Below are 21,734 nucleotides of genomic sequence, written 5' to 3'. Positions count from 1 at the left end.
ACCGGTTGTGGCGGTGGCCAGTCAGTGCCGGAGTCCAGTGGTACTGAATTCCGGCCTTCGCCGGAATGACGAAAGTGTAGGTTGGCGGGCACGGGGCGTGCCCGCCCGATGGAACTCGGTTATTGGGCCGAAGCGGATTCCAATACTTCCAGGGCGATGCGGCGCTTGTCCACGTCCACACCGCTGACTTTGACAGTCACCGGCTGCTCCAGACGGAAGGTCTGGCCCTTGTGGGTGAGCGTCAGGTGTTTGCCGTCGAATTCCGGCGGGTTCTTCTTGTCGCCGTTCATACGCACGAAGCCGTCGATGCCGTTCGCATCGAGGCGCACACCGATGCCGGCGCCGTTGACCTGCGTGACCTTGCCGGTGAACTCCTGGCCCACCTTGTCCTGCATGAACTGGCAGTAGAGCCACTGCTCCAGCGCACGATTGGCCTGGCGGCCGCAGATCAGGCTTTGCTGCAGGGCCTCAACATTTGTGTCGTCCAGGGCTGGCAGTTGCTCCTCTTCGACTGCGGTACGCAGCACGCGGTGATTGTGCAGGTCGTTGTACTTGCGGATCGGCGAGGTAACAGTGGCATAGCTTTCCAGGCCAAGGCCCAGGTGGGCGCCGGGAGTGTTGGACAGCTGGCCGGGGCGCAGCATACGTTTCAGGACGGCCAGCAGGTTCTGCATCTGCGGCTCGTCGTGAGTCTCGAGGTATTTCACCAGTGCCAGATAATTGTCCAGCTGGTGCAGGTCTTTCTCGGCGTGCTCTGGCAGGTATTCCTTCAGCAGGCTCTTCACCTCACCCATGCGCTCATCGCGGAAGCCCAGGTGCACGGAGAAGCAGCCCTGGTTCAGTTCCGCCAGCTTCTGCCCCATGGAGATATTGGCGGCGAGCATGGCCTCTTCCACGATGCGCTGTGCGGCGTTGCGCTCCAGTTTCTCGATGCGGGCAATCTTGCGCTGCTCGTTGAGGTAAATCGCGTAATCCGGACGGTCTTCCATCATCAGTGAGTGGCCGGCGCGGTAGGCAGTGCGGGATTCTGCCATGGTGGCGAGGTTGCGCAGGCTCTCCTGCTGTTCCGCCGGGACTGCACTGTCGTCTCCCTCGAGGAACTTAGCCACCTGGTTGTAGCTCAGTTTGTGCTGCGAGCGAATGGCGGCAAACTCGTAACTGGACTCGCCGAGGCTGCCGTCGCTATCGACATCGACATGCAGTACCAGTACCGGGCGCAGTTCACCTGGCAGCAGGGAGAACTGGTGCTCACACAAGTCCCGGGGCAGCATCGGCAGGGTCTCGCCGGGCAGGTACTGGCTGTGGGCGCGCTTGAAGGCCTCTTTGTCTAGCGGGGTGCCCGGTTCGATCAGGCTGGAGGGATCGGCCACGGCCACATGCAGGGTCCAGCCTCCATCTCGAGCGGTTACTGCCAGGGCATCATCCATATCGCGGGTGGATTCGGCATCGATGGTGACGAAGCCCAGCCCCGAGAGGTCCTGGCGCTGGCTGACCACTGATTCCAGCTTACCGGCAATATCCTGTGCCTGCTCCAGGGCCGCTTTGCCGAAGGCTTCAGGCAGTCGGTGCTGAGCCACTACATAGGCGTGCTCGATGCCGGGCATATCCGGCTTGCCGATCACGGTTTCTACCCTGGCCTGGGAACGGCCATCCTTGAACGGGTGCCGGTTGATGGTGCAGGCGATGAAGTCACCGGGCTGGGCTTTGCCACGGCCTTTGGGTGGCAGGAAGATCCAGCGGGTGAAGCCCGGCAGACTCGGTTGTACAAAGTGACCCTGGCCGCGCTGAACGTATTGCCCAACCAGGTACTTGAGCTCGGACTCCAGCAGGGTGTCCAGTTCGGCGGACAGCTTGCCTTTCTCTTCGTCATTCAGGCTGACCCGTACCCGGTCGCCGGGGAAAACGCGTTCCATTTCTGCCGGGGGCAGGAAGGCCTCGCGCCCGTCATCCAGGGTGACAAAGCCGAATTTGCCATTGCTGCCGCGCACTTGGCCCTCGGCAAACTCCTTGGTGGAGCGGATATCGGTCTTCAATTGGGAGAGTTGCTTGAGGGCGTCGGCATTCAGCATTGCGGAGTCTCTGCGGGTATTCGGGGTCATTAGTGGGCGCGGATTCTACCAGACCAACACGGAGGGGCCAGTGACAGCTTGACGTCGAGGTCACAGCAAGAGTGACTGCGCGGGCAGGTTTGTTCCTGTGTGACCCCTCATCCTAATAATTGCTTGATGACGTGATGGTTTCGCCCGTCTAGCGTCGGATTGTGCAAAATTTGCAAACTCTATATCCCATCGCTAGATATAATCTTATCTTCCGATAAAAACAGAAACGGGCTGTGGTCGTTCCCCAGCTGTAGAACCGGTCTCCGGAGAGGAACACAGAATGAGTATTTTTTCCCATCCCGCCTATGACAAGCACGAACAAGTTGCTTTCTATCAGGATGCCAAAAGCGGCCTGAAGGCGATTATTGCGGTGCACAACACCAATCTGGGACCCTCACTGGGTGGCTGTCGCATGTGGCCGTACGCCGATGACGGCGAGGCCCTCAACGACGTACTGCGCCTGTCCCGCGGTATGACCTACAAATCTGCCATGGCCGGCCTGAAGCTGGGCGGTGGCAAGTCTGTGATTATCGGCGATCCGCGCAAAGAAAAGTCTCCGGAACTGCTGCGTGCCATGGGTGACTTCATCAACACCCTGGGTGGCCGCTACATTACCGCCGAAGACTCGGGCACCAGTGTCGAAGACATGCACGTGATCGGCGAGCGCACCAAGTTCGTCTCCGGTGTGATCGAAGGCTCCGAACACGGCGGCGACCCGTCTCCCTCCACTGCCTATGGCGTTTTCGTGGGCTTGAAAGCAGCCGCTGAACACCGCTGGGGCAAAACCGACCTGAGCGGCCTCAAAGTGTCCCTGCAGGGCGTGGGCAATGTGGGTTTCCGTCTCGCCAAGCTGCTGAAAGAGGCGGGTGCCGAACTGTTTGTGACCGATATCTTCCAGGACAACATCGATCGCGCCGTCAATGAGCTGGGTGCTACCGCTGTTGGTGCCGATGAGATCTTCGACCTGGATGTGGACCTGTTCGCCCCCTGTGCCATGGGCGCGATCCTGAATGACGACACCATTGCCCGCCTGAAGGTGGGTGCGATTGCCGGCGCAGCCAACAACCAGCTGGCGGAAGAGCGTCACGCGGCAGTGCTGCGTGAAAAGGGCATCCTGTACGCGCCGGATTACGTGATCAATGCAGGCGGCATCATCGACGTTTATTACCAGCAGCAGGGCGATTACAAGCCTGCGCAGGTCAAAGAGCACATCGATACGATCGGCAGCACCATGCAGGAAGTCTTCCAGCGCGCTGACGAGACCGGTGAAACCACTGCACATGTGGCAGACCGGGTGGCCGAAGAGCGTTTCGGTCACGAAGACACATTGAAAAACGATACGGCGGCAGCCTGATCGGATTCGGAAGCGCTCGCCGTCCGGTGGCGCTTCTAGCAACGGGTTTCTCCCGGTGACGAGTGCATCGTCGCGACTCTCGTGAGGTATTTGATGGGCGCCAGTGGCGCCCATTTTTTTTGCCTCCTCGATGCTCCTGCCCGGGGCTTTCTCCTTGCAGTCCTCCAATCAGTCCCTGTTACTACACTTAGCCAGCAGGCTGACTCCGCCCGCAGAACTTTTGTGAAGGTGCTGAGTCTCCTTGTGTGCTGATCGATTTTCGGCCGCTGCTGTTTGCAGATTTTTCCACCTCTCTAAATCCGGATAAGGACATGGCGAACCCCTCAGTTCTGTCTTCTGTGGCCCTGGTGTTTATGTTGCTCGCAGGTTGTGGTGGCGAGCGTGGCGGTGAGGAAACCCACCGGGCCATGACTGTGGACCGAGAGGCAGCGGCAAGCAGCAAGGCTGCCGCCACCAGCGGCGATGCGTTTGTGGAGGCGCCTGAACTTGAGATTCCCTTCCACAAGGAGCGGCTGGATAACGGCCTCACTGTGATCGTGCACGAGGATCCGAAAGCGCCGGTCGTAGCCATCAACATCTGGTACAAGGTGGGTTCCAAAGACGAGCAGCCGGGCAAGACCGGCTTTGCACATTTGTTTGAGCACCTGATGTTCAATGGCACCGAAAACTATCCCGGCGAGTATTTCGAGCCGTTCCAGCGTTCTGGTGCCACCGATATGAACGGCACCACCAACAGCGATCGCACCAACTATTTCGAAACAGTTCCGAGGGGGGGCGTCGACATGGCCCTGTGGATGGAGTCGGATCGCATGGGGCACTTCAGCGGCGCGATTACCCAGGAGGTGCTCGATGAGCAGCGCGGTGTGGTCAAGAACGAGAAGCGCCAGGGGGAAAATGCGCCTTACGGCAAGGCCTTCGAGACTATCGCCCGCAGCACCTTTCCACCGCACCATCCGTATTCCTGGACCACGATCGGCTCCATGGAGGACCTGGATAACGCCAGTCTCGCGGACGTGAAACAGTGGTTTGCCGACTACTACCAGCCGGCCAATGCCATCCTCGTCATCGCCGGCGATATCACCGTGAAAGAAGCCATGGCGATGGCGCGGAAATACTTTGGTGATATTCCCAGCACCAGCGTGCCGCCGCGGGTACAAAACTGGGAAATACCCATGCATATCAACAAGCGCGAGGTGATGACTGACCAGGTGCCGCAGACGCGGATCTACCGGGTGTGGAACGTACCCGCCATTGGCAGTGAGGAAGAGAATGCGCTGGATCTGATGACATCACTGCTGGCCAACCGAAAAAACTCACTGCTCTATCGCCGCCTGGTGCGCGACGAACAGCTGGCAACCAGTGTCAGCGCGTTTTACTACGGACGCCAGTTGGCGGGTCAGATCATCCTGATGGTAGACGTAAAGCCCGGTGTGCCGCTGGATAAAGTCGAGCAGTTGCTGGATGAGGAACTGCGGGAATTTGCCCGGCAGGGTGTCAGTGCTGAGGAATTGAAGCGGATCAAGCAGAGCGAATTTGCCAGCCTGGTCAAGGGACTGGAGAAGGTGGGCGGTTTCGGTGGCAAGACCGACATTCTGGCGCGATCGGAATTTTACTACGGCGACCCGGGGGCGCTGGTGGCGGGTCTGGAGGATTACGCCAGGGTATCTGCGGCAGAGGTACAGGACGTGGCCAAGCGCTGGCTTTCCGAAGACAGCTATACCCTGGTCATCAAGCCTGAAGAGAAGTATTCCGCTGCCCAGCAAGGAGCCGATCGCAGCCAGCTACCGCCGGTGGACAAAACAGTGGAGCTGGAATTACCGCAACAACAGGAATTTACCCTGGAAAATGGCCTGCGGGTGATTCTCGCCGAGCGGCACGACACGCCGGCCATCTTCCTGAACCTGCAGTTCCGCAGTGGCGCGGCCGCCGATGGTGGTAAACCGGGTCTGGCGTCCATCGCAGCCCGGATGCTCAGCGAGGGTGCCGGCAACTATGACAGTCTGGAATTCAGCTCCCGCCAGGAGGAACTGGGTGCGACCATTACTGCCGGCAGTGGCCTGGATTACAACACCATTGGCCTGAGTGCACTGGCCACACAGCTGAAACCTTCACTCGAACTCTTCGCCGATGTGGTGATGCGGCCCAGCTTCCCGGAGGAGGATCTGACGAGGGTGAAGTCCAACCGTATCGACGCCATCGCGCAGGAAAAGGCGCGGCCCCAGGGGCTGGCGCTGCGAGAGCTGCCGCCTCTGCTGTTCGGGGAGAACCATCCGTATGGCTCACCGCTGACGGGTTCCGGCACTGTTGACGGCATTCAGGCGATCAGCCGTGACGACCTGGTGGCTTTTCACGAAGCGTGGGTTCGTCCTGACAACGCCACCCTTGCTGTGGTGGGGGATGTGACCCGCGAGCAACTGGAGCCGATGCTGAACCAGGTATTCTCCGGCTGGGACGCTCCGGAATCGTCATTGGCGACCATCGCGCTGCCGGCGGTGGAGCGGCCGGAGAACACACGTATTTTTCTTCTGGATAGACCCGGTGCCGAGCAGAGCTATATTCTCGCTGGTCTCCTGCTGCCACCGTGGCAAAAAGAGGGCGCAGAAGCCTTCGATGCCATGGCCTCGGTGATTGCCGGCAAGTTTACCTCCAGAGTCAATATGAACCTGCGGGAGGACAAACACTGGTCCTACGGCGCCCAGGCGATGACGTTGGATACCGAGGGCAATCGCCCGTATATCCTTTTTGCCCCTGTGCAGACAGACAAGACCGGTGCGGCTTTACAGGAACTTTTGAAGGAGTACAGGTCCTTTCTTGGGAAGCGTCCCATCACAGAGCAGGAGCTGGCGGATTATCGGGATGACGAAGTGCTTAAACAGAGTGGTGCTTTCGAGACCAAAGGCCAGCTTCTCTCAACCATTAACTGGCAACTGGAAAAGGGACTCCCGCCAGAGTACATCGCGGAGTACCCGCAACGGGTGGCGGCACTGACGAAGGAGGAAGTGATGGCCGCAGCGCGGGAGTTCCTGGCGCCAGACCAGTTTACCTGGGTGATTGTCGGGGATCTCGACAAGATCCGGCCTGAGATCGAAGCTCTGGACCTGGGACCGGTGCAGGTCCTCGATCACGAGCTGTGAGTCAATCCGGTGCACCGGTATGCTCATTACGTGACTCAGCACTGTGGGTGTATTCCCGTTTTTCTGAGCCGTTGCCATCGATGCACTGGTAATCTGCAGAATTCCTATTAGGCTAGGTGCTGGAGAAGAACAAAATCCTGCGCCAGCTCGTGTCGTGCCTGATTCCTGTACAGGTGCAGGAAAACGTTCCCTGTTATACGCACGCTGAAGGGCAGGGTAGTAATCAACGTTCTCTCTGTGGATTAATGCTCCTGCTGATTCAATGGTGCAAACAAAATAACCGGGCAGGAATTGCGTCAAATTGTGTGTATGGACGTCTGTTTTCGTTTGGGCGCCGTATGCATGGTCATGCATCTAGGCAAGCTGCCCTAGGTAGCTGCCACAAAATAAAAAGGTGACCTCATGAAACTTGCCATCCTCTCTAGAAGTCCCGATTGTTACAGTACTGCTCGCCTTACCGAAGCGGCCCGTAATCGTGGGCATGATGTAGAGGTGCTGGACTCCATCAAATTTGCCATCGATCTGGAGCGCGGTGCGCCGGACCTCTATTACCGGCGGAAGCAGATCGAAGATTTCGATGCAGTGTTGCCGCGGATTGGCGCTTCGATCACCTATTACGGTACGGCCGTGGTGCGGCAGTTCCAGGAGATGGATGTTTTCTGCGCGAATACTGCTCACGGTATCAACAATTCCCGGGACAAACTACGCAGCCTGCAGTTACTCAGTCGGCACCATATCGGTATTCCGCGAACCACCTTCGTACACAGCAAGCGCGATGTGCTGCCGGCCATCGAGCGGGTAGGCGGTGCTCCGGTGGTGATCAAACTGATTGAGGGCACGCAGGGTATCGGCGTGCTGTTGGCCGATACCGTCAAGCAGGCGGAAGCCATCATCGAGCTTCTGCAGAGCCAGAAACAAAACGTGCTGATTCAGAAGTTTGTGGCCGAGAGCAAGGGACGTGATATCCGCGCCTTTGTGGTGGGCGACCGCGTCGTCGCCGCGATGCGTCGCGTGGCCCAGGGGCAGGAGTTCCGCAGCAATGTCCACCGCGGCGGTATCGCGGAGCGGGTCGAGTTACCTCCGGAATATGTCGAAACCGCCGTGCGCGCGACCCAGATTATGGGCTTGCAGGTAGCCGGTGTGGACATGCTGGAGAGTCATAACGGTCCGCAGATCATGGAGGTGAATTCCTCGCCGGGACTGGAGGGCATTGAAACCTGTACCGGTCTCGATGTGGCTGGCGCGGTCATCGAATACATCGCCGCTCAGGTGGATTTCCCCGAGATCGACGTACGTCAGCGCCTGACAGTGAGTAAGGGGTATGGGGTGTCCGAAATCTATGTCCCGGAAGGATCGAAGTTTGTCGGCAAGACCATTCGTGGCACCCAGCTCTACGAGCACGATATCAATGTGCTTACCCTCTACCGTGGCGCCAAGGTGATTCCCAATCCCAAGCCGGAGCGTGTACTGGAACCCAATGACAAACTGCTGTGTTTCGGTAAGTTGGAGGCCATGCGCGGCATGGTCCCGGTCAAGACACGTCGTCGTCGTCGGCCGGAGATTTCCGATCTGCCCGCGGATGCAGTGCAGGCTGGTGCGGTCGAAGTCTCCGATTGAGTCGACCCGAACCGGCCCCGGTCAACCGGGCAGTGGGGAACACCTGCAAGCAGTTTGAGTGGAGTGAAGCGGGCGGCATAATAATCAAAAAGATGTGTTGCTACCTCTTGGGTGGCAGCCTGTCCTCTTGCGGAATGGATGCATGGAAACCCAAGAGTTACTGGATGAATTAAAACAAAGTGCCAGTGAGGTCCTGACGTCCACCGACCGAATGGAAGTGCTCGGGCAATTGGGGGTCATCCTCGCGATCTACGCGCTGGCCTATGTGATTGCCCATCGTCTGGTCAAGCTGGTTCCCTGGTTCCGTCGCCCACCGGAAAAGCCGAAACAGGCACCCATCCACATGCTGGTCTACCGGTGCGGTAGACTGCTGTTCCCGCTACTGGCAATCGTCTTCCTGCGGATTGACCTGGCTTTTATTCCCCAGGTTCTCGGCGAGAGTTGGGTGGTGCAGGCGGCACTCGCCATCGCCATCCTGCTTCTCTTCAATGACTTTATAAAACTGGTGATCACCCGGCCCACCGTGGCCACGGTATTTCGCTGGGTGGGCACGCCCATCCTGTTCCTGTATGTCATCGGTGCTCTGGATGACATAGTGCAGGTGCTGGAGTCGATGGCGATCCAGCTCGGCAATATCCGCATCTCCGCCTATGGTATTGCCCGGGCGATCATTTTCGGCTCGCTGCTGTTCTGGCTCGGACGGGTGTCGAATTCCACCGGGCAGACCATTATTCGCAACCAGGAGGCTCTCGATTACCGCACCCGTGAAGTTGCTGCGAAGCTGTTTGAAATTGTCCTGTTCACGCTGGTCTTTATCCTGATCCTGAACCTGATGGGGATCAACCTGACAGCACTGGCCGTTTTCGGTGGTGCTGTGGGCGTCGGTATCGGTTTTGGGTTACAGAACATCGCCTCCAACTTTATCTCTGGCCTGATCATTATCCTCGATCGCTCAATAACCCTCGGTGACTATATCGAACTGGCCGACAGTCGGTGTGGGACGGTCACCAAGCTGAGCCTGCGTGCGGTGACTCTGGAGACCTATGATGGCAAGGATATCGTTGTCCCCAACGAGAAGTTCGTTTCTGAATCATTCGTCAACTGGACGCAGAAAAACAGGAAGCAGCGTTACAGGGTTGATTTCTCCGTGTCGTACAGCACCAATGTGCGCGAAACGGTAGAGATCGTGAAGGCGGCAGTGGCGAAGCATCCGCAGGTGTTGAGTGGGGATGAACTGCCCATCGAAGAGCGGCCGGATTGTGAGATCGACAGCTTTGGAGATAACGGCGTCAATATGTTCGTGGAATTCTGGATGCTGGGGGTGGACGATGGTCGTAACCGGGTCGGGGGAGACTTGCTGCTGATTATCCTGGAAACGCTGCAAGAGCACGGTATCGAAATTCCATTCCCGCAGCGGGATGTACGTATTCTCGAGAAGGCGGTACCGGAACTCTAGCCGGGTTCCGGGCACCGCTACCACTGGCTCCGGTCAGGCTGAAGCGCTGGGCCGGGCATTGAGTTCTTCCCGCCAGCGAACCAGATTAGGATATTGTGCGGGGTCTGGGCGCAGCTTGACGGCTTTGCCAAAGTCCAACGAGCAGAGCATGCCAATGTCGGCCACCGAGAAATAGTCGCCGACCAGATAGCGATTCTCTTCCAAATGTTGGTCGAGTACAGAGAAAAACTGTACCGCCTTCTTGCCGCTTTCCTCGCCGAATTCGGGAAATACCCGCATGCGGTCGGAAAAGAATCCGGTGGTGTGCTGAAAACACATCCCCACGTTGAACATCATGTTGAAGTCACCGCGGCGGGTCCACATTTCCACCAGCGCTTTCTCTTTGGCGTCGCGGCCAAACAGGGGCGGCTCGGGATGCATTTCCTCAAAATAGCGCTGGATGGCGACAGACTCCGCGATGTGGCTGCCATCGTCCAGCTCCAGAACTGGCACCTTGGCATTTGGGTCTCTGCGCCGGTAGTCCTCGGCCAGGTTTTCACCCTTGCCAATATCTACATGCACATACTCCATTTTGATGCCTTTTTCAGCGAGAAACATGCGCACCCGGCGACAGTTGGGTGCCTGGGCGAATTCGTAGATTTTCATTGGGCTTTCTCTCCGCTCCGCGATTGCGGTAGATTGTAGGACTTTTGGTGCGCCACTCGTCAGTTGCCAATATGGCTTTGCCGGGTGTGGCGCTGCTACCGGATTACGTCTTGTCCAGAATTTATGTCAGTCACAGGGCACCCACAATGACAACAAATACCAAACGCCACAGCCTACGCACCCGGATTTTGTCCGCGCTGGCCATTGCCTGCGCTTCTATTACCTCGGGAACGGCCCTTGCCGAGGAGCTTGCCGTCTACGCGGGCAAGCTGTTCGATAGTGAGAGCGGTGAGCTGGTGTCGAATCGCACAATCCATATCGTCGATGGGCGCGTGGAGTCCGTGCAGGCGGGGTTTGCCAAGCGCGATCGGCAGCGGCTCGTAGACCTGCGGGACTATACGGTGCTCCCCGGGCTGATGGATATGCATACTCACCTGGTCTATGAGTTTGGCTCGCGGGCTTACATGGAGACGTTTACCTGGAACCCCGCTGACTACACCCTGCGCGGCGTAGATTCCGCCCGGCGGACACTGGAAGCCGGTTTCACCACCGTGCGCGATCTCGGGGACAAGGACAATGTGACCATTAGCCTGCGCAATGCGATCAACGCGGGCACCATCGTCGGGCCGAGAATCTTCACCGCGGGTAAGTCCATCGCTACGACCGGTGGTCATGCGGACCCAACCAATGGACACCGCCATACCCTGATGGGAAGTCCCGGTCCGGCTGACGGGGTGGTGAATGGCACCGACAGTGCCAGGCAGGCAGTGCGGCAGCGCTATAAGGATGGTGCCGATCTGATCAAAATCACCGCCACTGGTGGTGTCCTCAGTGTGGCCAAGAGCGGCCAGAACCCCCAGTTCATGGCCGATGAGCTGGACGCCATCGTCAAAACCGCCAAGGATTACGGTTTCACTGTCGCGGTCCACGCCCATGGCAAGGAAGGGATGGAACGGGCGATTCGCGCCGGGGTCGACTCCATTGAGCACGGCACCTATATGGACACCGAGACCATGGATCTGATGCGCCGCCACAATACCTGGTACGTGCCGACCATGCTGGCGGGGGAGTGGGTTACGGAGAAATCGGCAGTCGATGGCTTCTTCCCCGAGGTGGTCCGCACCAAGGCGGCCACCATCGGGCCGCTGATCCGCGATACCTTCTCTGAGGCCTACAAACGCGGGGTCAAGGTCGCTTTCGGTACCGACAGCGGAGTCAGCCCTCACGGGGATAACGGCCGGGAGTTTGTACTGATGGTCGGAGCAGGCATGTCTCCGGCCGATGCGATCCGCAGCGCGACCTGGAATGCGGCTCAGTTGCTGCATATGGAGGACGAGTTGGGCAGTATCAGCCCCGGTAAACACGCGGACATCATCGCGGTGAAGGGCAATCCGCTGGAGGATATTTCCGAGCTGCAGCGGGTGCAGTTTGTGATGAAAGGTGGGAAGGTATTTAAAGCCGCCGAGGCTGACCAGTAGTTTTAGATACATGAAAAAACAAGGCGCCCTCTGGCGCCTTGTTTTTTTGAGTTTGTGACTTTGAGTCAGTCTTCCAGTTCGAACACCAGATCGAGGTTAACGCTGAGCGTAGTTTCACCCGGTGCCACCGGCGCACGGGCGTCCGCTGAGGCCATTTCCGCCCGCATCATGGGACGGGGAATACCTGCACTACCACTCTCGGAGACGCTGACGAGTCGACGCACCTTCATCCCCAGCGCCTCGGCATAGGTCTTGGCCCGGGCCTGAGCCTTGTCCAGTGCCTGTTGACGAGCTTCGGCCAGTACGGGTTCCGGCTCACCGATTTCCAGGCTGGGTCCGTGGATCTGGTTGGCGCCGGCTTCGGTCAACGCGTTCAGCACATCCCCCAGTTTGCCAATCTCGCGTACCTTCAGGTTGACGGTATTGCGGGCGATGTAGCCGACCAGTGTGCGACCGGGGCGGTTGGGGCTGCCGGCGGTATTGGGCGGGTACTCGTAGCGGGGTGTCAGGCTGATGCCGGAGGTCTGGATATCTTTCTCTTCGATACCGGCCTTGCGGATAGCCTTGATCACCTTTTCCATTTGCTCGGCATTGGTTTTCATGGCTGCGTCACCGTCTTCTGCCTCGGTGACGACTCCTGCACTGAGGCCGGCGACATCCGGTACCCTGGTCGCTTCACCGCTGGCAGAGATCGAGACCAGTGTGCCGTGGGCAGACGGTGCGCTGTCATTGCCACAGCCCGTCAGGGCGAGTGCGAGCAGGGCGGCGATAGAGATCTTTACCATTTTCATGACATCTTCCTTTATTAAATGGCAGCCCGGCTGACGGGCCATCGAAAAACTCATCCTAGTCTCTGCAAGCTGAACGCTGGCTGAGTGCGCTGATCGAGTATCAGTCAAAAACCTGCCGGTAATGCTCTTTCTCTCCGTGATAAATTGCAAAGCCAAGGCGCAGCAAGCGCTGGCGTCGATCGCACAGAACTCCGCGTTGCAATAGCTCTTCCTGGAGTTGCCCGGATTTCTCTGCAGTGGTGCAGTCGAACGTGAAGAAATGTCCGTGGCCATTCTGCAGGTCGTGATGAATCAGGTTGTCGCGGTTTAACAGTGGGTGCTCTGCGCTGTCCATGGTCTCAAGGAAGCGCTGTTGTGCTTGTTTCACGTACTGGTGGATCTTCTCCACTGTCACCCCATCGCGGGCGAACTGCTGCATGACCGCGAGCCCCCGGTACAGTGCCGTGTAGTCCATCGTGGCGCCGGCGAACCTCAGCCAGTTATCGGCATAACCCACACGGTCTGCGCGGTTTTCAAGCTCCGCGAGCTCGGCGAACCAGCCGGTGTTGCGCGGGCGCAGGGTGCAGTCTTTGGGAATGCTCATAAAGCAGAGCCCCTCGCCGGCGCCGAGATATTTGTAGGAGCCCGCGGTGTAGAATATCTTGTCAGCCACTGCGCCGAGATCAGTGGGCAGTGCATAAAAGCCGTGATAACCGTCGATAACGAACTCGGTGCGCTCTGGCTTGTTGGCGGCGATTTCCAGTAGGCGCGGGAATACTACACCGGAGCCGAAAAACACCTGGCTTGCGTAGGCGAGCTGGTAATCACCGCGGTGAAGTTCCTGTTCAAAGCGCTCAGCCAGGGTGTCGAATGGTTCCCGATGGACGCGGGTGATTTCGACGTTGGGCTCTTCCTCCAGCCTCTGTAACTGGCGGGCGAAGCTGTAGAACTCTCCATCTGTCGTCAGGATGCGCAGCGGTCTGGTCGGGTCGAACGCGCTGATCAGGCGGTAGACCAGCTCGTGGGTATTGGGCGCGATGGCGATGCGTTCCGGGGCAGGGAGATTGAGTGTCTGTGCAACCGCGCGCTGCCAGTCGGGGATTTTTTCACCAAAAATCAGTTCCCACTTGCTGTCGACGTGCTGTGCAGCATCGCTCCAGTAATCCAGCATGGCCTCCCGGGTCACGTCGGGCCAAAAGTGGTGGGAGTGGCAGGCCATATGCAGGGTCGGGTACTTGGCATCCGGGGCCGCTGCTGAGGCCTGTAAAAATTCTCGATAGTATTTCTGATACATTTGGAACTGGTGTCCGGTCCGGTGAACTTTTATTGTGCTGCGGCGATTGTAGCCTTTCCGCCACTATAATCGCACAGCGTTGAGCCACCCAGTCAGCAATTCGCCTGGTCTATTGAAGGAATCTACGCAATCAATTGGCCTTGGCGGCGATGGCGCCGTTTAATGCGCTCTTTTCCCAACCTGATGAGGAGTTATCCGATGGAATATCTGCACACCATGGTACGCGTTGCGAACCTTGAGGAGTCTCTCAAGTTTTACTGCGAAAAGCTGGGCTTGCAGGAAGTCAGCCGTATGGATAATGACAAGGGGCGCTTCACCCTCGTATTCCTGGCGGCCCCTGGCGACGCGGAGAGCGCCCGCGAGAACAAGGCACCGCTACTGGAACTGACCTACAACTGGGACCCGGAAAGCTACAGCGGCGGGCGCAATTTTGGCCATCTCGCCTACCGTGTGGATAATATCTACGCCATCTGCCAGCGACTAATGGATGAAGGTGTGACGATCAACCGTCCGCCCCGTGACGGTCACATGGCATTCGTTCGCTCGCCAGACGGCATCTCCATCGAGCTGCTGCAGAAGGGGGAGTCCCTGGAACCCCAGGAGCCCTGGGCATCCATGGAAAACACCGGCGAGTGGTAAGCCGGGTAGGGCGCTGGGGAGAGGCGCCTTACCTGCCGAGCCGCTACCGAAACAGAATGAGAATATGCGATGACAAGGTCGTCGCGTGTAATAGAGATTTTTAGTGAAAAAGCCAAGCTGTGTATTGCTGGCGGGCTCCAATGCGGCCCGGCGTATTCGTGAAGAGGGATTGCAACCCCAGCAGGTATCTACCCTCATCGGTGCGTCGGGTGGGCCCAAATGGCTGGTGATCAGCCAGCTCGACCGGGTTTTGATCGGCGAGTTTTTCCGTGAACGGCGGGATCCCATCGTCACTCTCGGCTCCTCCATCGGTAGTTTCCGCAACATGTGCTACGCCATGGATGACCCCATGTCAGCACTGGAGCGGCTCGAGCACGGATACATCAACCAGATCTATGATTCCGGCAAGCCCATGCCGGCGGAGATCACCGCAGCCGCCGGCAAAATACTCGATGGCGTACTGGGGCGTGACGGTGCCCGTCAGGTGGCTGAAAACACCATCTGGCAGAGTCATTTCGTGACGGTGCGTGGCCGGGGACCACTGGCGAGTGAGCGCCGTGCCGTGCTGGCGCCGGCCCTGCTCACTTCAGCCCTGGCGAATGCCGTGACCCGCAATAGCCTCAGTGCCTTCTGGGACAGGGTGGTATTCCACGCCGGTGCTGAATCGCGGGTGCGGTTTCGCAATCTCCGCACAATGGATGTGACCCTGAATCAGGAAAACGTCTGCCCGGCAGTGCTCGCCAGTGGCTCCATTCCGCTGGTGATGGCGGGAATTCGTGATCCGCATGGTGCGCCTCCCGGCAACTATCGCGATGGCGGGATTACCGATTACCACTTCGACCTGGGGTTTGAGCGCCCCGAAGGGTTGGCGCTGTACCCGCATTTCTTCCCATACATGGTACCTGGCTGGTTCGACAAGAGCCTGACATGGCGCTGGGTGCGGGGTGGCGCGATGGAGAACACGCTGCTGATCGCTCCCTCGCCCGGATTCGTGGCGGGTCTGCCCTACGGCAAGATCCCGGATAGGGATGATTTCGTCCGTTTGAGTACGGAGGAGCGCCTGAAGTATTGGCACGCTGTTGTGGATGCCAGCCGACAGGTAGCGGAGGATTTTCATGAACTGTGGCAGACTGGCAGGATTGCTGATCACATAATTGAGGTAGGGGCCGATGATGTCCTCCACCGTCTGCCAAGGGTGAGTGCCGCATGACCATCTCGCAGGAGTTCAATGTCCCCCAGGAAGAGTACCGCACTACGCAGGAGCGGGTTTACTACCAGGTTCGGGATGCCATCCTGCGGGGAAAGTTTCTGCCAGGGCATGCCATTACCATCCGTGGACTGGCCGCCGAACTCGATTGCAGCCCGATGCCGGTGCGTGAAGCACTGCGCCGACTGACCTCTGAGCGGGCGCTGGAACTCTCCGATACCCGCCGTGTAACGGTGCCCACAATGACCCCTGAGAAACTGGCAGAGATTTGCGCTGCGCGGGTTTCTCTGGAGTGTCAGGCGGCGGAGCAGGCACTGCCCAATGTCGGCCCGGAAGAGCTGGAGCAGTTGCGTGAACTGGATGGACGGGTGACCACTGCCCTGGCCGAGAAGGATATCGAAGAGTACGTGACGGCCAACCTCGAATTTCATTTCACGCTCTACCGGCTCGGCAACCCACATATCATTCTCTCCCTGATCGAAAGTCTCTGGTTGCAGACTGCACCGCTTCAGCACCTGGTGTTCCAGCGCTTTGGTGTGCAGGAGCTTCCCGATCGACATCAGGACCTGATTGAGGCTATCGCCTCCGGAGACCCTGACCGGGTGCGCACCGCCGTGCGACAGGACATCGAAGAGGGTCTTGGTTCCATTTCTGCTGAGGAGCTTCTCTGAATGCCCCCTTTCCTCAACTGGACTTTGCATCTGGCCGCGCCGATTGCGGTGGCCTGGTTTTTCTTCCGCTCGCAATGGAAGCGAGCCGCACTCATCATGGTGGCGGCCAACCTGGTGGCGCTGGACCGCGTCTTTTTTGCAGCTGCTGAAACACCGACAAACTGTGCAATCAATGCCTACCCTCTGCACACAATGCTGCCAATCTCGCTATACGGGGCCATGATGTTCCTGCCCTGGTTGCCTGTGCGTTTGCTCGGTATCGGATTGGTGCTGCATATGCTGGTGGATGCTCTGGGTTGCGGCCTGTAAGCACCTCTTGACTCGGTGTTCTCGCTTGGGGAGAGCGCCGAGGCCCTCCAAAATGTTCTTCTAATTCCCTGAATTTGCCTGTTTTTGACCCCGGGGCGACTGGTTCGCGGTGGTTGAGCACAAAGCAGTTAACCTTTGATGACAGAACAATAACCAGCCGGTGAAACTGCCGGCACTGCACATCAAGGAGCGCACCATGTTCGCGAGAACTGCTTTGCTGTTTTCCCTCACTCTGGCGAGCCAAGGGGTACTGGCCTGCATCTCCCAGGAAACTGAATCCAATGATGCCGAGGCGGACGCCGATGGTCCCGTCTGTTCGTCGCAGGTAGTCAGCGGAGATATCGACAGTCGCCGTGATCAGGACTGGTATTACTTCGACATCAATGAACCCGCTAGCCTGAACATCTCGCTCGACCATGACAGTAGCGATGACTTCGACTGGTACCTGTACGATCCGCAGCAGCGGCTTTACTCGGCCGAAACAAGCAGTGTGCCTGAAGCGGCCAGTGTCAGTGTCGATGGTGTTGGCCTCTATACCCTGAAAGTCACCCGTTACCGTGGACAGGGCGCGTATTCTCTGGATGTGGCGGGGTTACCTGGAGCTGGTAGCGGTGGTGGAGACACAGGGGGCGGTGATACCGGCGGCAGTTGTGAGCAGGGTGCCCGCCCGTCCAAGCCCGGTGGGCTGACCAGCTCTATTACTGGCAACGCCACGGATGTCTGTGTATCTCAGTCCGGTGGTGGCCTGCTGGTGATGGGTGGTGGTACCGACGTGGATAATGCTTTTACCCGTCGTGTGAAGCCGCTGATCGGCGGTGGGGATGTGGTGGTGCTGAGAACATCGGGTACCGACGCCTACAATGACTATCTGCTCAATATTCTGGGTGCTGACTCGGTGGAGACACTGATTGTGGACCGGGCTCAGCATGCGGAAAGTGAGTATGTGGCCTGGGCAGTTCGCACAGCCGAATTCGTGTGGATTGCTGGTGGCGACCAGTCCGACTACCTCAACCAGTGGCAGGGCACTGCGCTGCAGACGGCCCTCGATGAGGTACTGGCTCGCGGTGGCGTTCTGGGAGGTACTTCTGCCGGTGCCGCGGTGCAATCGGAACATATCTATGATCCGGATGGCGTCCTGGGCGCCTACTCTTCTGAAGCCGTGACGGACCTGTGTCACGAGTACATCAATATTTCCACTAGCTTCCTCAGCGCCCCGACCATGAAGGATGTGATCGTCGATACCCACTTTGCCGAGCGTGATCGCATGGGGCGCCTGATGGCCTTTATGGCAGGTTTGCCCAATGGCATCCGTGGGATCGGTGTAGACGAGGCCACTTCGATCTTCTTCACCAGTGATGGTCAGGGTGTCGTGGACGGCAGCGGTAATGTCTATGTCCTGGCCGAGGATGCGACCAGCTCACGCACTCAGGCCAGTTGTGGCTCTCCGGTCATTTATGAAGACGTGCTGCGCTACAAGCTATCCGAATTTGATGAGTACAACATTCTGACCGGGGCAACGACGGTATCGCCCAAGCGGATCGGTATTGACGGTCGCAATAATAGCTTCTACATCAATCAGCCGTACCAGTAAGAGTACAGCCCTGAAGGGCTGGTCACTTTCCTGTAGCCGGCTTGGGTGAAATTCCCAAGCCGGCTTCGCTTTTAGTGACGATGTTCCCCCTCTGTCAGACCTGGGAGGTCGTATATTTTTTGTTCTGAAGCGAAAGATAATTTGGTTTTAACTGACTGAAACCGCCGACTTCTGTGCTCTATCAGAAAGGCTTTACAGCATTTTGTCACCGTGATACAAAAACTCTGAAGTTTGCTCATAAGAACTTAAACCAGCCAACTCCAAGCGCTATGAACTCAAGCAATGTGGTAATAACTGCTGCTGTCGAGCGCTGCTCTGCCAACTACTACCTCAGCGAGTGGTTTGACGAGTAGCTTCCCTTCGGCACGACCGGACGCTCTGAAGTGTTGAGCGTGCTGCCGAGCACAAGGAAGCTATAAGTCGGATTTTCTGTTTCCCCGCCTTATTGCCAAGCAACCCAACGCAAGATAGCTATGCCTTGAGCATGGTGCCTTGTGCCCGTTACCGGTGAGCCGATTCCGTTAGGCTGCATTGCCCGCAATGCTGCAAAGAATTCACCAATAAAAAGGCCAAAGGTTTCAACAATGAGGGAATCACAATGAATAAGAGAACCCATCTCTACCAGGCCATTCGCGTGGCAATCGGTTGTTCTCTGGTTAGCGGTAGCGTTTATGCACAGGAAGCGCCGCGACCCGTAGAGGAGGCCGTTGAAGAGGTAGTCGTCACCGGTACTCATATCAAGGGACTGGACACTGAGGGGGCGGTACAGGTTGTTCAGATCGGCCGCGATGAAATTGAAGCATCCGGCGCGACCTCTCCGATTGAACTGTTGCAGGAGCTGACCCAGACCGGTGGCGGCAGTGGTACTTTCTCCACCGCCACGGCTGGTCCTCTGTCCAGCAATACTCCCCCGGGTGCAGCGGGCGTTTCCCTGCGTGGTCTGGGTGCATCTTCAACGTTGGTGCTGGTGAATGGCCGCCGGGTCTCCGTCAGCTCCTTCGCCAAGGGACAGGAGTCCTTCGTCGATGTGAACTCCATTCCCCTTTCTGCGATTGAGCGCGTTGAAGTTCTGCCGAGCGGTGCCGCTGCAACCTATGGTGCAGACGCGGTTGCTGGCGTAGTCAACTTTGTATTGCGTGACGATTTTGAAGGCAGCGAAATTACCCTGACTCACGGTAACTCCACCGCAGGCTCCGATGAAGGTAAATACAATCTGAACTGGGTCTGGGGCCACAAGGGCGAGCGCAGCCACACCATGCTGGTGGCGGACTTCTTTACTCGCAATGCGCTGTATGATCGTGACCGCGATATTACCGCCAACTCCATCCGTCCGAGCCAGCAGGGGATCTATCCCAGCTTTAACGACCTGTACTCCATGTACTACGACCAGACTGAAGCTCCGGCAACTGGTGGCTGCCCGGAAGATCAGTTCGGCTTTGGTAGCTTCGGTGAATACTGCGAGTTCAATACCAATGCGTATGTCGCTACCCAAGACGAGTACGAGAGTGCCAGCCTGGTCGGCACCTTCAACTATCAGTTGACCGACAACGTGGAGTGGTTCAACACTGCCATGGTGCAAATGAACCAGTCCCAGGGAACAGGCTCTCCGGCTAATTTCAGCCGTGCGCCTTTTGATCCGGAGAGCCCTCTGTGGCCGGAAGAATTGAAGGCAGATATCGTCGAAGAGGGCTCGTTTAGCCCGGACGCTCCGACAGATGAATTCAGCGATTTTTACGGGTTCCCAATTTTTTCCTGGGGTAAGTTCCCCGACCCGCGTGCCGTTGAAGTAGAAAGCCAGTCCATGCGCCTGGTTTCGGGCCTGCGTGGTGACCTGAATGGCTGGGACTGGGAAGTGGCAGCCAATGTTGGTCGCAGCGAGTCCGAGCAGCGCGGCATTTCCGGCCTCTATAACTCGGAAGCTTTCTACAATGCTGCGCTGGGCAACCTGTGCACCGATGGCACAATCGTTAATCGCTGGGATGTGGACCTGGTTCGTCCGGGTGCAAGCTTCAGCGGCGAAACCTGTGAAGCCAATGGTAAAACCACTGCGTGGTACAACCCCTTCGATGGACAGGCAGAACAGCTCGATGTTGTAAACGACTACGTGCGTACCGATGCGAAGCGTGAGGGTGTTTCCAGCCTTTACGCTATCGATGGCAACCTGTCGGGTTCCTGGATCGAGCTGCCTGCTGGCGCCATCCAGGTCGCTGTGGGGGCGGAGTTCCGTCGCGAAACCGTAGAAGACACGCCTTCAGGGGATGCGGTATCCACTACCCTGAATCCGGAGCCGATCCTCGGCTTTAGCTCCACTTCCGCCGACGCCGAACGCGACCAGTGGGCGGTGTACATGGAGCAGATGATTCCGGTGGCGGCGAATACCGAGCTGCAAGTGGCTGTCCGTTACGACTACTACGACAGCTTTGGTGGTGACACCAACCCGAAAATCGCCCTGCGCCACGCATTCAACGATGCCATTATTTTCCGTAGTAACTGGTCCACCTCGTTCCGTGCGCCGTCTCTGGCGCAGGTCGGTGCTGGCACTCTGCTGAGCAGCTACACAGTGGATTGTTCTGTGACCCCGGCGGCCTGTGATGGCTTTGCCGATGAAGATGGTGAGGCACTGTTGTCCGAGGAAGTGAGCAATGATGATCTGATGCCGGAGACTGCGACCACCTGGGGCGCTGGTTTCCTGCTGAAGCCTTTTGCTGACACCGAGCTGACCATCGACTACTGGAATATCGAACACGAAAACCTGGTAGGCGTAGAAGAGGATGACTTCATCCTGCGCGCCCTGAGTGGCGAATACCCGGTAGTAGGCGAGGGTGAATTGCCTACCGGTCAACCGGGCCTCGAGGTTGCCAATGGCTTCGTGATCGATTCCCACTTCGAGCTGACCAATCTGGGTTGGCAGAAAACCAATGGTGTGGACATGGCGTTCACCCAGTACTTCGATACCGAAAACTGGGGCAGCTTCCGCTTTGTTCTGGATGGCACTTATCTGACTGAGTTCGACAAGCTGCCTTCCGACGCTCTGGGAATCGTGAGTGAAGCCGGCCAGTACACCTACCCGCGCTGGCTGGCCAACACCTCCCTGCGCTGGCGCTATGAGGACTGGAGTGCCCAGCTTGGTGCCCGCTACACCCATAGCTATATGGATGACCCGAGCCCGCGGGTTCTTGAGGCCGTTGGTCTGCCGGACAACGCTGAGGTTGAAGTGGATTCCTGGACCGTGTTTGACCTGAGCCTGAGCCGCGACTTCAACAACGGTAGCTATGCGAGTCTGCGTATCAACAACCTGCTGGACGAAGAGCCGCCTCTGGTACTGGGTACCGGTGCCAACGTGGATCACTTCAATCACAGCTCCATGGGTCGCTTTATGACCCTCCGTTACAGCTACGCCTTCTAAGCGAAGCTGAAGGAAGGGCGGTGCCTGAGGGCGCCGCCCCGGTAGCCGGAGCGGCAAAGTGAAT

15 protein-coding genes and 1 pseudogene are annotated in these 21,734 nt (G+C 58.1%); 12 read left to right on the top strand and 4 right to left on the bottom strand.

Going from position 1 to position 21,734, the window contains the following annotated elements; translation table 11 throughout:
• Positions 1–119 precede the first annotated feature (119 nt).
• A complete protein-coding gene (locus tag AUP74_RS15045; RefSeq protein ID WP_069948263.1) occupies positions 120–2,069 on the bottom strand; it encodes a VacB/RNase II family 3'-5' exoribonuclease in 1,950 nt (649 codons plus the stop codon).
• Between the two features lie 310 nt (positions 2,070–2,379).
• Between AUP74_RS15045 and AUP74_RS15040 the strand changes: the two genes are divergently transcribed.
• The 5 genes and pseudogenes from AUP74_RS15040 (at position 2,380) to AUP74_RS15025 (ending at position 9,660) form a co-directional block, all read left to right on the top strand.
• A complete protein-coding gene (locus AUP74_RS15040; protein WP_069948262.1) occupies positions 2,380–3,453 on the top strand; it encodes a Glu/Leu/Phe/Val dehydrogenase dimerization domain-containing protein in 1,074 nt (357 codons plus the stop codon).
• 311 nt (positions 3,454–3,764) lie between these two features.
• Entirely contained in the window at positions 3,765–6,587 is a 2,823-nt protein-coding gene (locus AUP74_RS15035; RefSeq protein ID WP_069948946.1) for a M16 family metallopeptidase, read from the top strand.
• 402 nt (positions 6,588–6,989) lie between these two features.
• Positions 6,990–7,913: pseudogene (gene rimK, locus AUP74_RS15030) on the top strand (30S ribosomal protein S6--L-glutamate ligase); the annotation flags it as partial.
• Complete coding sequence (locus AUP74_RS17445) at positions 7,896–8,204, top strand: cation:proton antiporter regulatory subunit (RefSeq protein ID WP_418287631.1); 309 nt, start codon at positions 7,896–7,898, stop codon at positions 8,202–8,204. The pseudogene rimK and the gene AUP74_RS17445, both read left to right, overlap by 18 nt.
• 142 nt (positions 8,205–8,346) lie before the next feature.
• Positions 8,347–9,660, top strand: a complete 1,314-nt coding sequence (locus AUP74_RS15025) for a mechanosensitive ion channel family protein (RefSeq protein ID WP_069948260.1) — start codon at positions 8,347–8,349, stop codon at positions 9,658–9,660.
• Between the two features lie 33 nt (positions 9,661–9,693).
• Here AUP74_RS15025 and AUP74_RS15020 read toward each other — a convergent pair whose 3' ends face one another.
• Positions 9,694–10,305, bottom strand: a complete 612-nt coding sequence (locus AUP74_RS15020) for a glutathione S-transferase family protein (RefSeq protein WP_069948259.1) — start codon at positions 10,303–10,305, stop codon at positions 9,694–9,696.
• Positions 10,306–10,451: 146 nt separating this feature from the next.
• Here AUP74_RS15020 and AUP74_RS15015 point away from each other — a divergent pair, with 146 nt between their 5' ends.
• On the top strand, positions 10,452–11,783 hold the full coding sequence (locus tag AUP74_RS15015) for a metal-dependent hydrolase family protein (protein ID WP_069948258.1): 1,332 nt from the start codon (positions 10,452–10,454) through the stop codon (positions 11,781–11,783).
• 65 nt (positions 11,784–11,848) lie between these two features.
• Here the strand turns inward: AUP74_RS15015 and AUP74_RS15010 are convergent, their stop codons facing one another.
• On the bottom strand, positions 11,849–12,574 hold the full coding sequence (locus AUP74_RS15010; protein ID WP_226999816.1) for an SIMPL domain-containing protein: 726 nt from the start codon (positions 12,572–12,574) through the stop codon (positions 11,849–11,851).
• A 100-nt stretch (positions 12,575–12,674) separates the two neighbouring features.
• Positions 12,675–13,847, bottom strand: a complete 1,173-nt coding sequence (locus AUP74_RS15005) for a hypothetical protein (RefSeq protein ID WP_069948257.1) — start codon at positions 13,845–13,847, stop codon at positions 12,675–12,677.
• Between the two features lie 198 nt (positions 13,848–14,045).
• On the opposite strand from AUP74_RS15005, the gene AUP74_RS15000 reads away from it, so the two are divergent.
• The 6 genes from AUP74_RS15000 (at position 14,046) to AUP74_RS14975 (ending at position 21,670) form a co-directional block, all read left to right on the top strand.
• Positions 14,046–14,486, top strand: coding sequence for a VOC family protein (locus tag AUP74_RS15000; RefSeq protein WP_069948256.1), 441 nt, complete (start codon positions 14,046–14,048; stop codon positions 14,484–14,486).
• A gap of 103 nt (positions 14,487–14,589) precedes the next feature.
• A complete protein-coding gene (locus AUP74_RS14995; protein ID WP_069948255.1) occupies positions 14,590–15,696 on the top strand; it encodes a hypothetical protein in 1,107 nt (368 codons plus the stop codon).
• Positions 15,693–16,364 carry a GntR family transcriptional regulator gene (locus tag AUP74_RS14990; RefSeq protein WP_069948254.1) on the top strand — a complete coding sequence of 224 codons (672 nt, stop codon included), beginning with the start codon at positions 15,693–15,695 and terminating at the stop codon, positions 16,362–16,364. Before AUP74_RS14995 ends, AUP74_RS14990 begins: the two co-directional genes overlap by 4 nt.
• The gene (locus AUP74_RS14985) at positions 16,365–16,673 is read left to right on the top strand and encodes a DUF6122 family protein (RefSeq protein WP_069948253.1); all 309 of its coding nucleotides are present in this window, start codon (positions 16,365–16,367) and stop codon (positions 16,671–16,673) included. It begins immediately after the preceding gene.
• 196 nt (positions 16,674–16,869) lie between these two features.
• Positions 16,870–18,264 carry a Type 1 glutamine amidotransferase-like domain-containing protein gene (locus AUP74_RS14980; protein ID WP_069948944.1) on the top strand — a complete coding sequence of 465 codons (1,395 nt, stop codon included), beginning with the start codon at positions 16,870–16,872 and terminating at the stop codon, positions 18,262–18,264.
• Positions 18,265–18,862: 598 nt separating this feature from the next.
• Positions 18,863–21,670, top strand: a complete 2,808-nt coding sequence (locus AUP74_RS14975; protein WP_069948252.1) for a TonB-dependent receptor domain-containing protein — start codon at positions 18,863–18,865, stop codon at positions 21,668–21,670.
• Positions 21,671–21,734: the final 64 nt, after the last annotated feature.

The sequence above is a fragment of the Microbulbifer aggregans genome (assembly GCF_001750105.1).
Classification (GTDB): Bacteria; Pseudomonadota; Gammaproteobacteria; order Pseudomonadales; family Cellvibrionaceae; genus Microbulbifer; species Microbulbifer aggregans.
The sequence above is the reverse complement of the archived record's forward strand: the minus strand, read 5'-3'. Positions and strand labels throughout refer to the sequence as shown.

Bases quoted from the DNA above. Each gene is read 5' to 3' on its own strand.
- AUP74_RS15045 (WP_069948263.1), bottom strand. From the start codon at position 2,069: ATGCTGAATGCCGACGCCCTCAAGCAACTCTCCCAATTGAAGACCGAT.
- AUP74_RS15040 (WP_069948262.1), top strand. From the start codon at position 2,380: ATGAGTATTTTTTCCCATCCCGCCTATGACAAGCACGAACAAGTTGCT.
- AUP74_RS15035 (WP_069948946.1), top strand. From the start codon at position 3,765: ATGGCGAACCCCTCAGTTCTGTCTTCTGTGGCCCTGGTGTTTATGTTG.
- AUP74_RS15025 (WP_069948260.1), top strand. From the start codon at position 8,347: ATGGAAACCCAAGAGTTACTGGATGAATTAAAACAAAGTGCCAGTGAG.
- AUP74_RS15020 (WP_069948259.1), bottom strand. From the start codon at position 10,305: ATGAAAATCTACGAATTCGCCCAGGCACCCAACTGTCGCCGGGTGCGC.
- AUP74_RS15015 (WP_069948258.1), top strand. From the start codon at position 10,452: ATGACAACAAATACCAAACGCCACAGCCTACGCACCCGGATTTTGTCC.
- AUP74_RS15010 (WP_226999816.1), bottom strand. From the start codon at position 12,574: ATGAAAATGGTAAAGATCTCTATCGCCGCCCTGCTCGCACTCGCCCTG.
- AUP74_RS15005 (WP_069948257.1), bottom strand. From the start codon at position 13,847: ATGTATCAGAAATACTATCGAGAATTTTTACAGGCCTCAGCAGCGGCC.
- AUP74_RS15000 (WP_069948256.1), top strand. From the start codon at position 14,046: ATGGAATATCTGCACACCATGGTACGCGTTGCGAACCTTGAGGAGTCT.
- AUP74_RS14990 (WP_069948254.1), top strand. From the start codon at position 15,693: ATGACCATCTCGCAGGAGTTCAATGTCCCCCAGGAAGAGTACCGCACT.
- AUP74_RS14985 (WP_069948253.1), top strand. From the start codon at position 16,365: ATGCCCCCTTTCCTCAACTGGACTTTGCATCTGGCCGCGCCGATTGCG.
- AUP74_RS14980 (WP_069948944.1), top strand. From the start codon at position 16,870: ATGTTCGCGAGAACTGCTTTGCTGTTTTCCCTCACTCTGGCGAGCCAA.
- AUP74_RS14975 (WP_069948252.1), top strand. From the start codon at position 18,863: ATGAATAAGAGAACCCATCTCTACCAGGCCATTCGCGTGGCAATCGGT.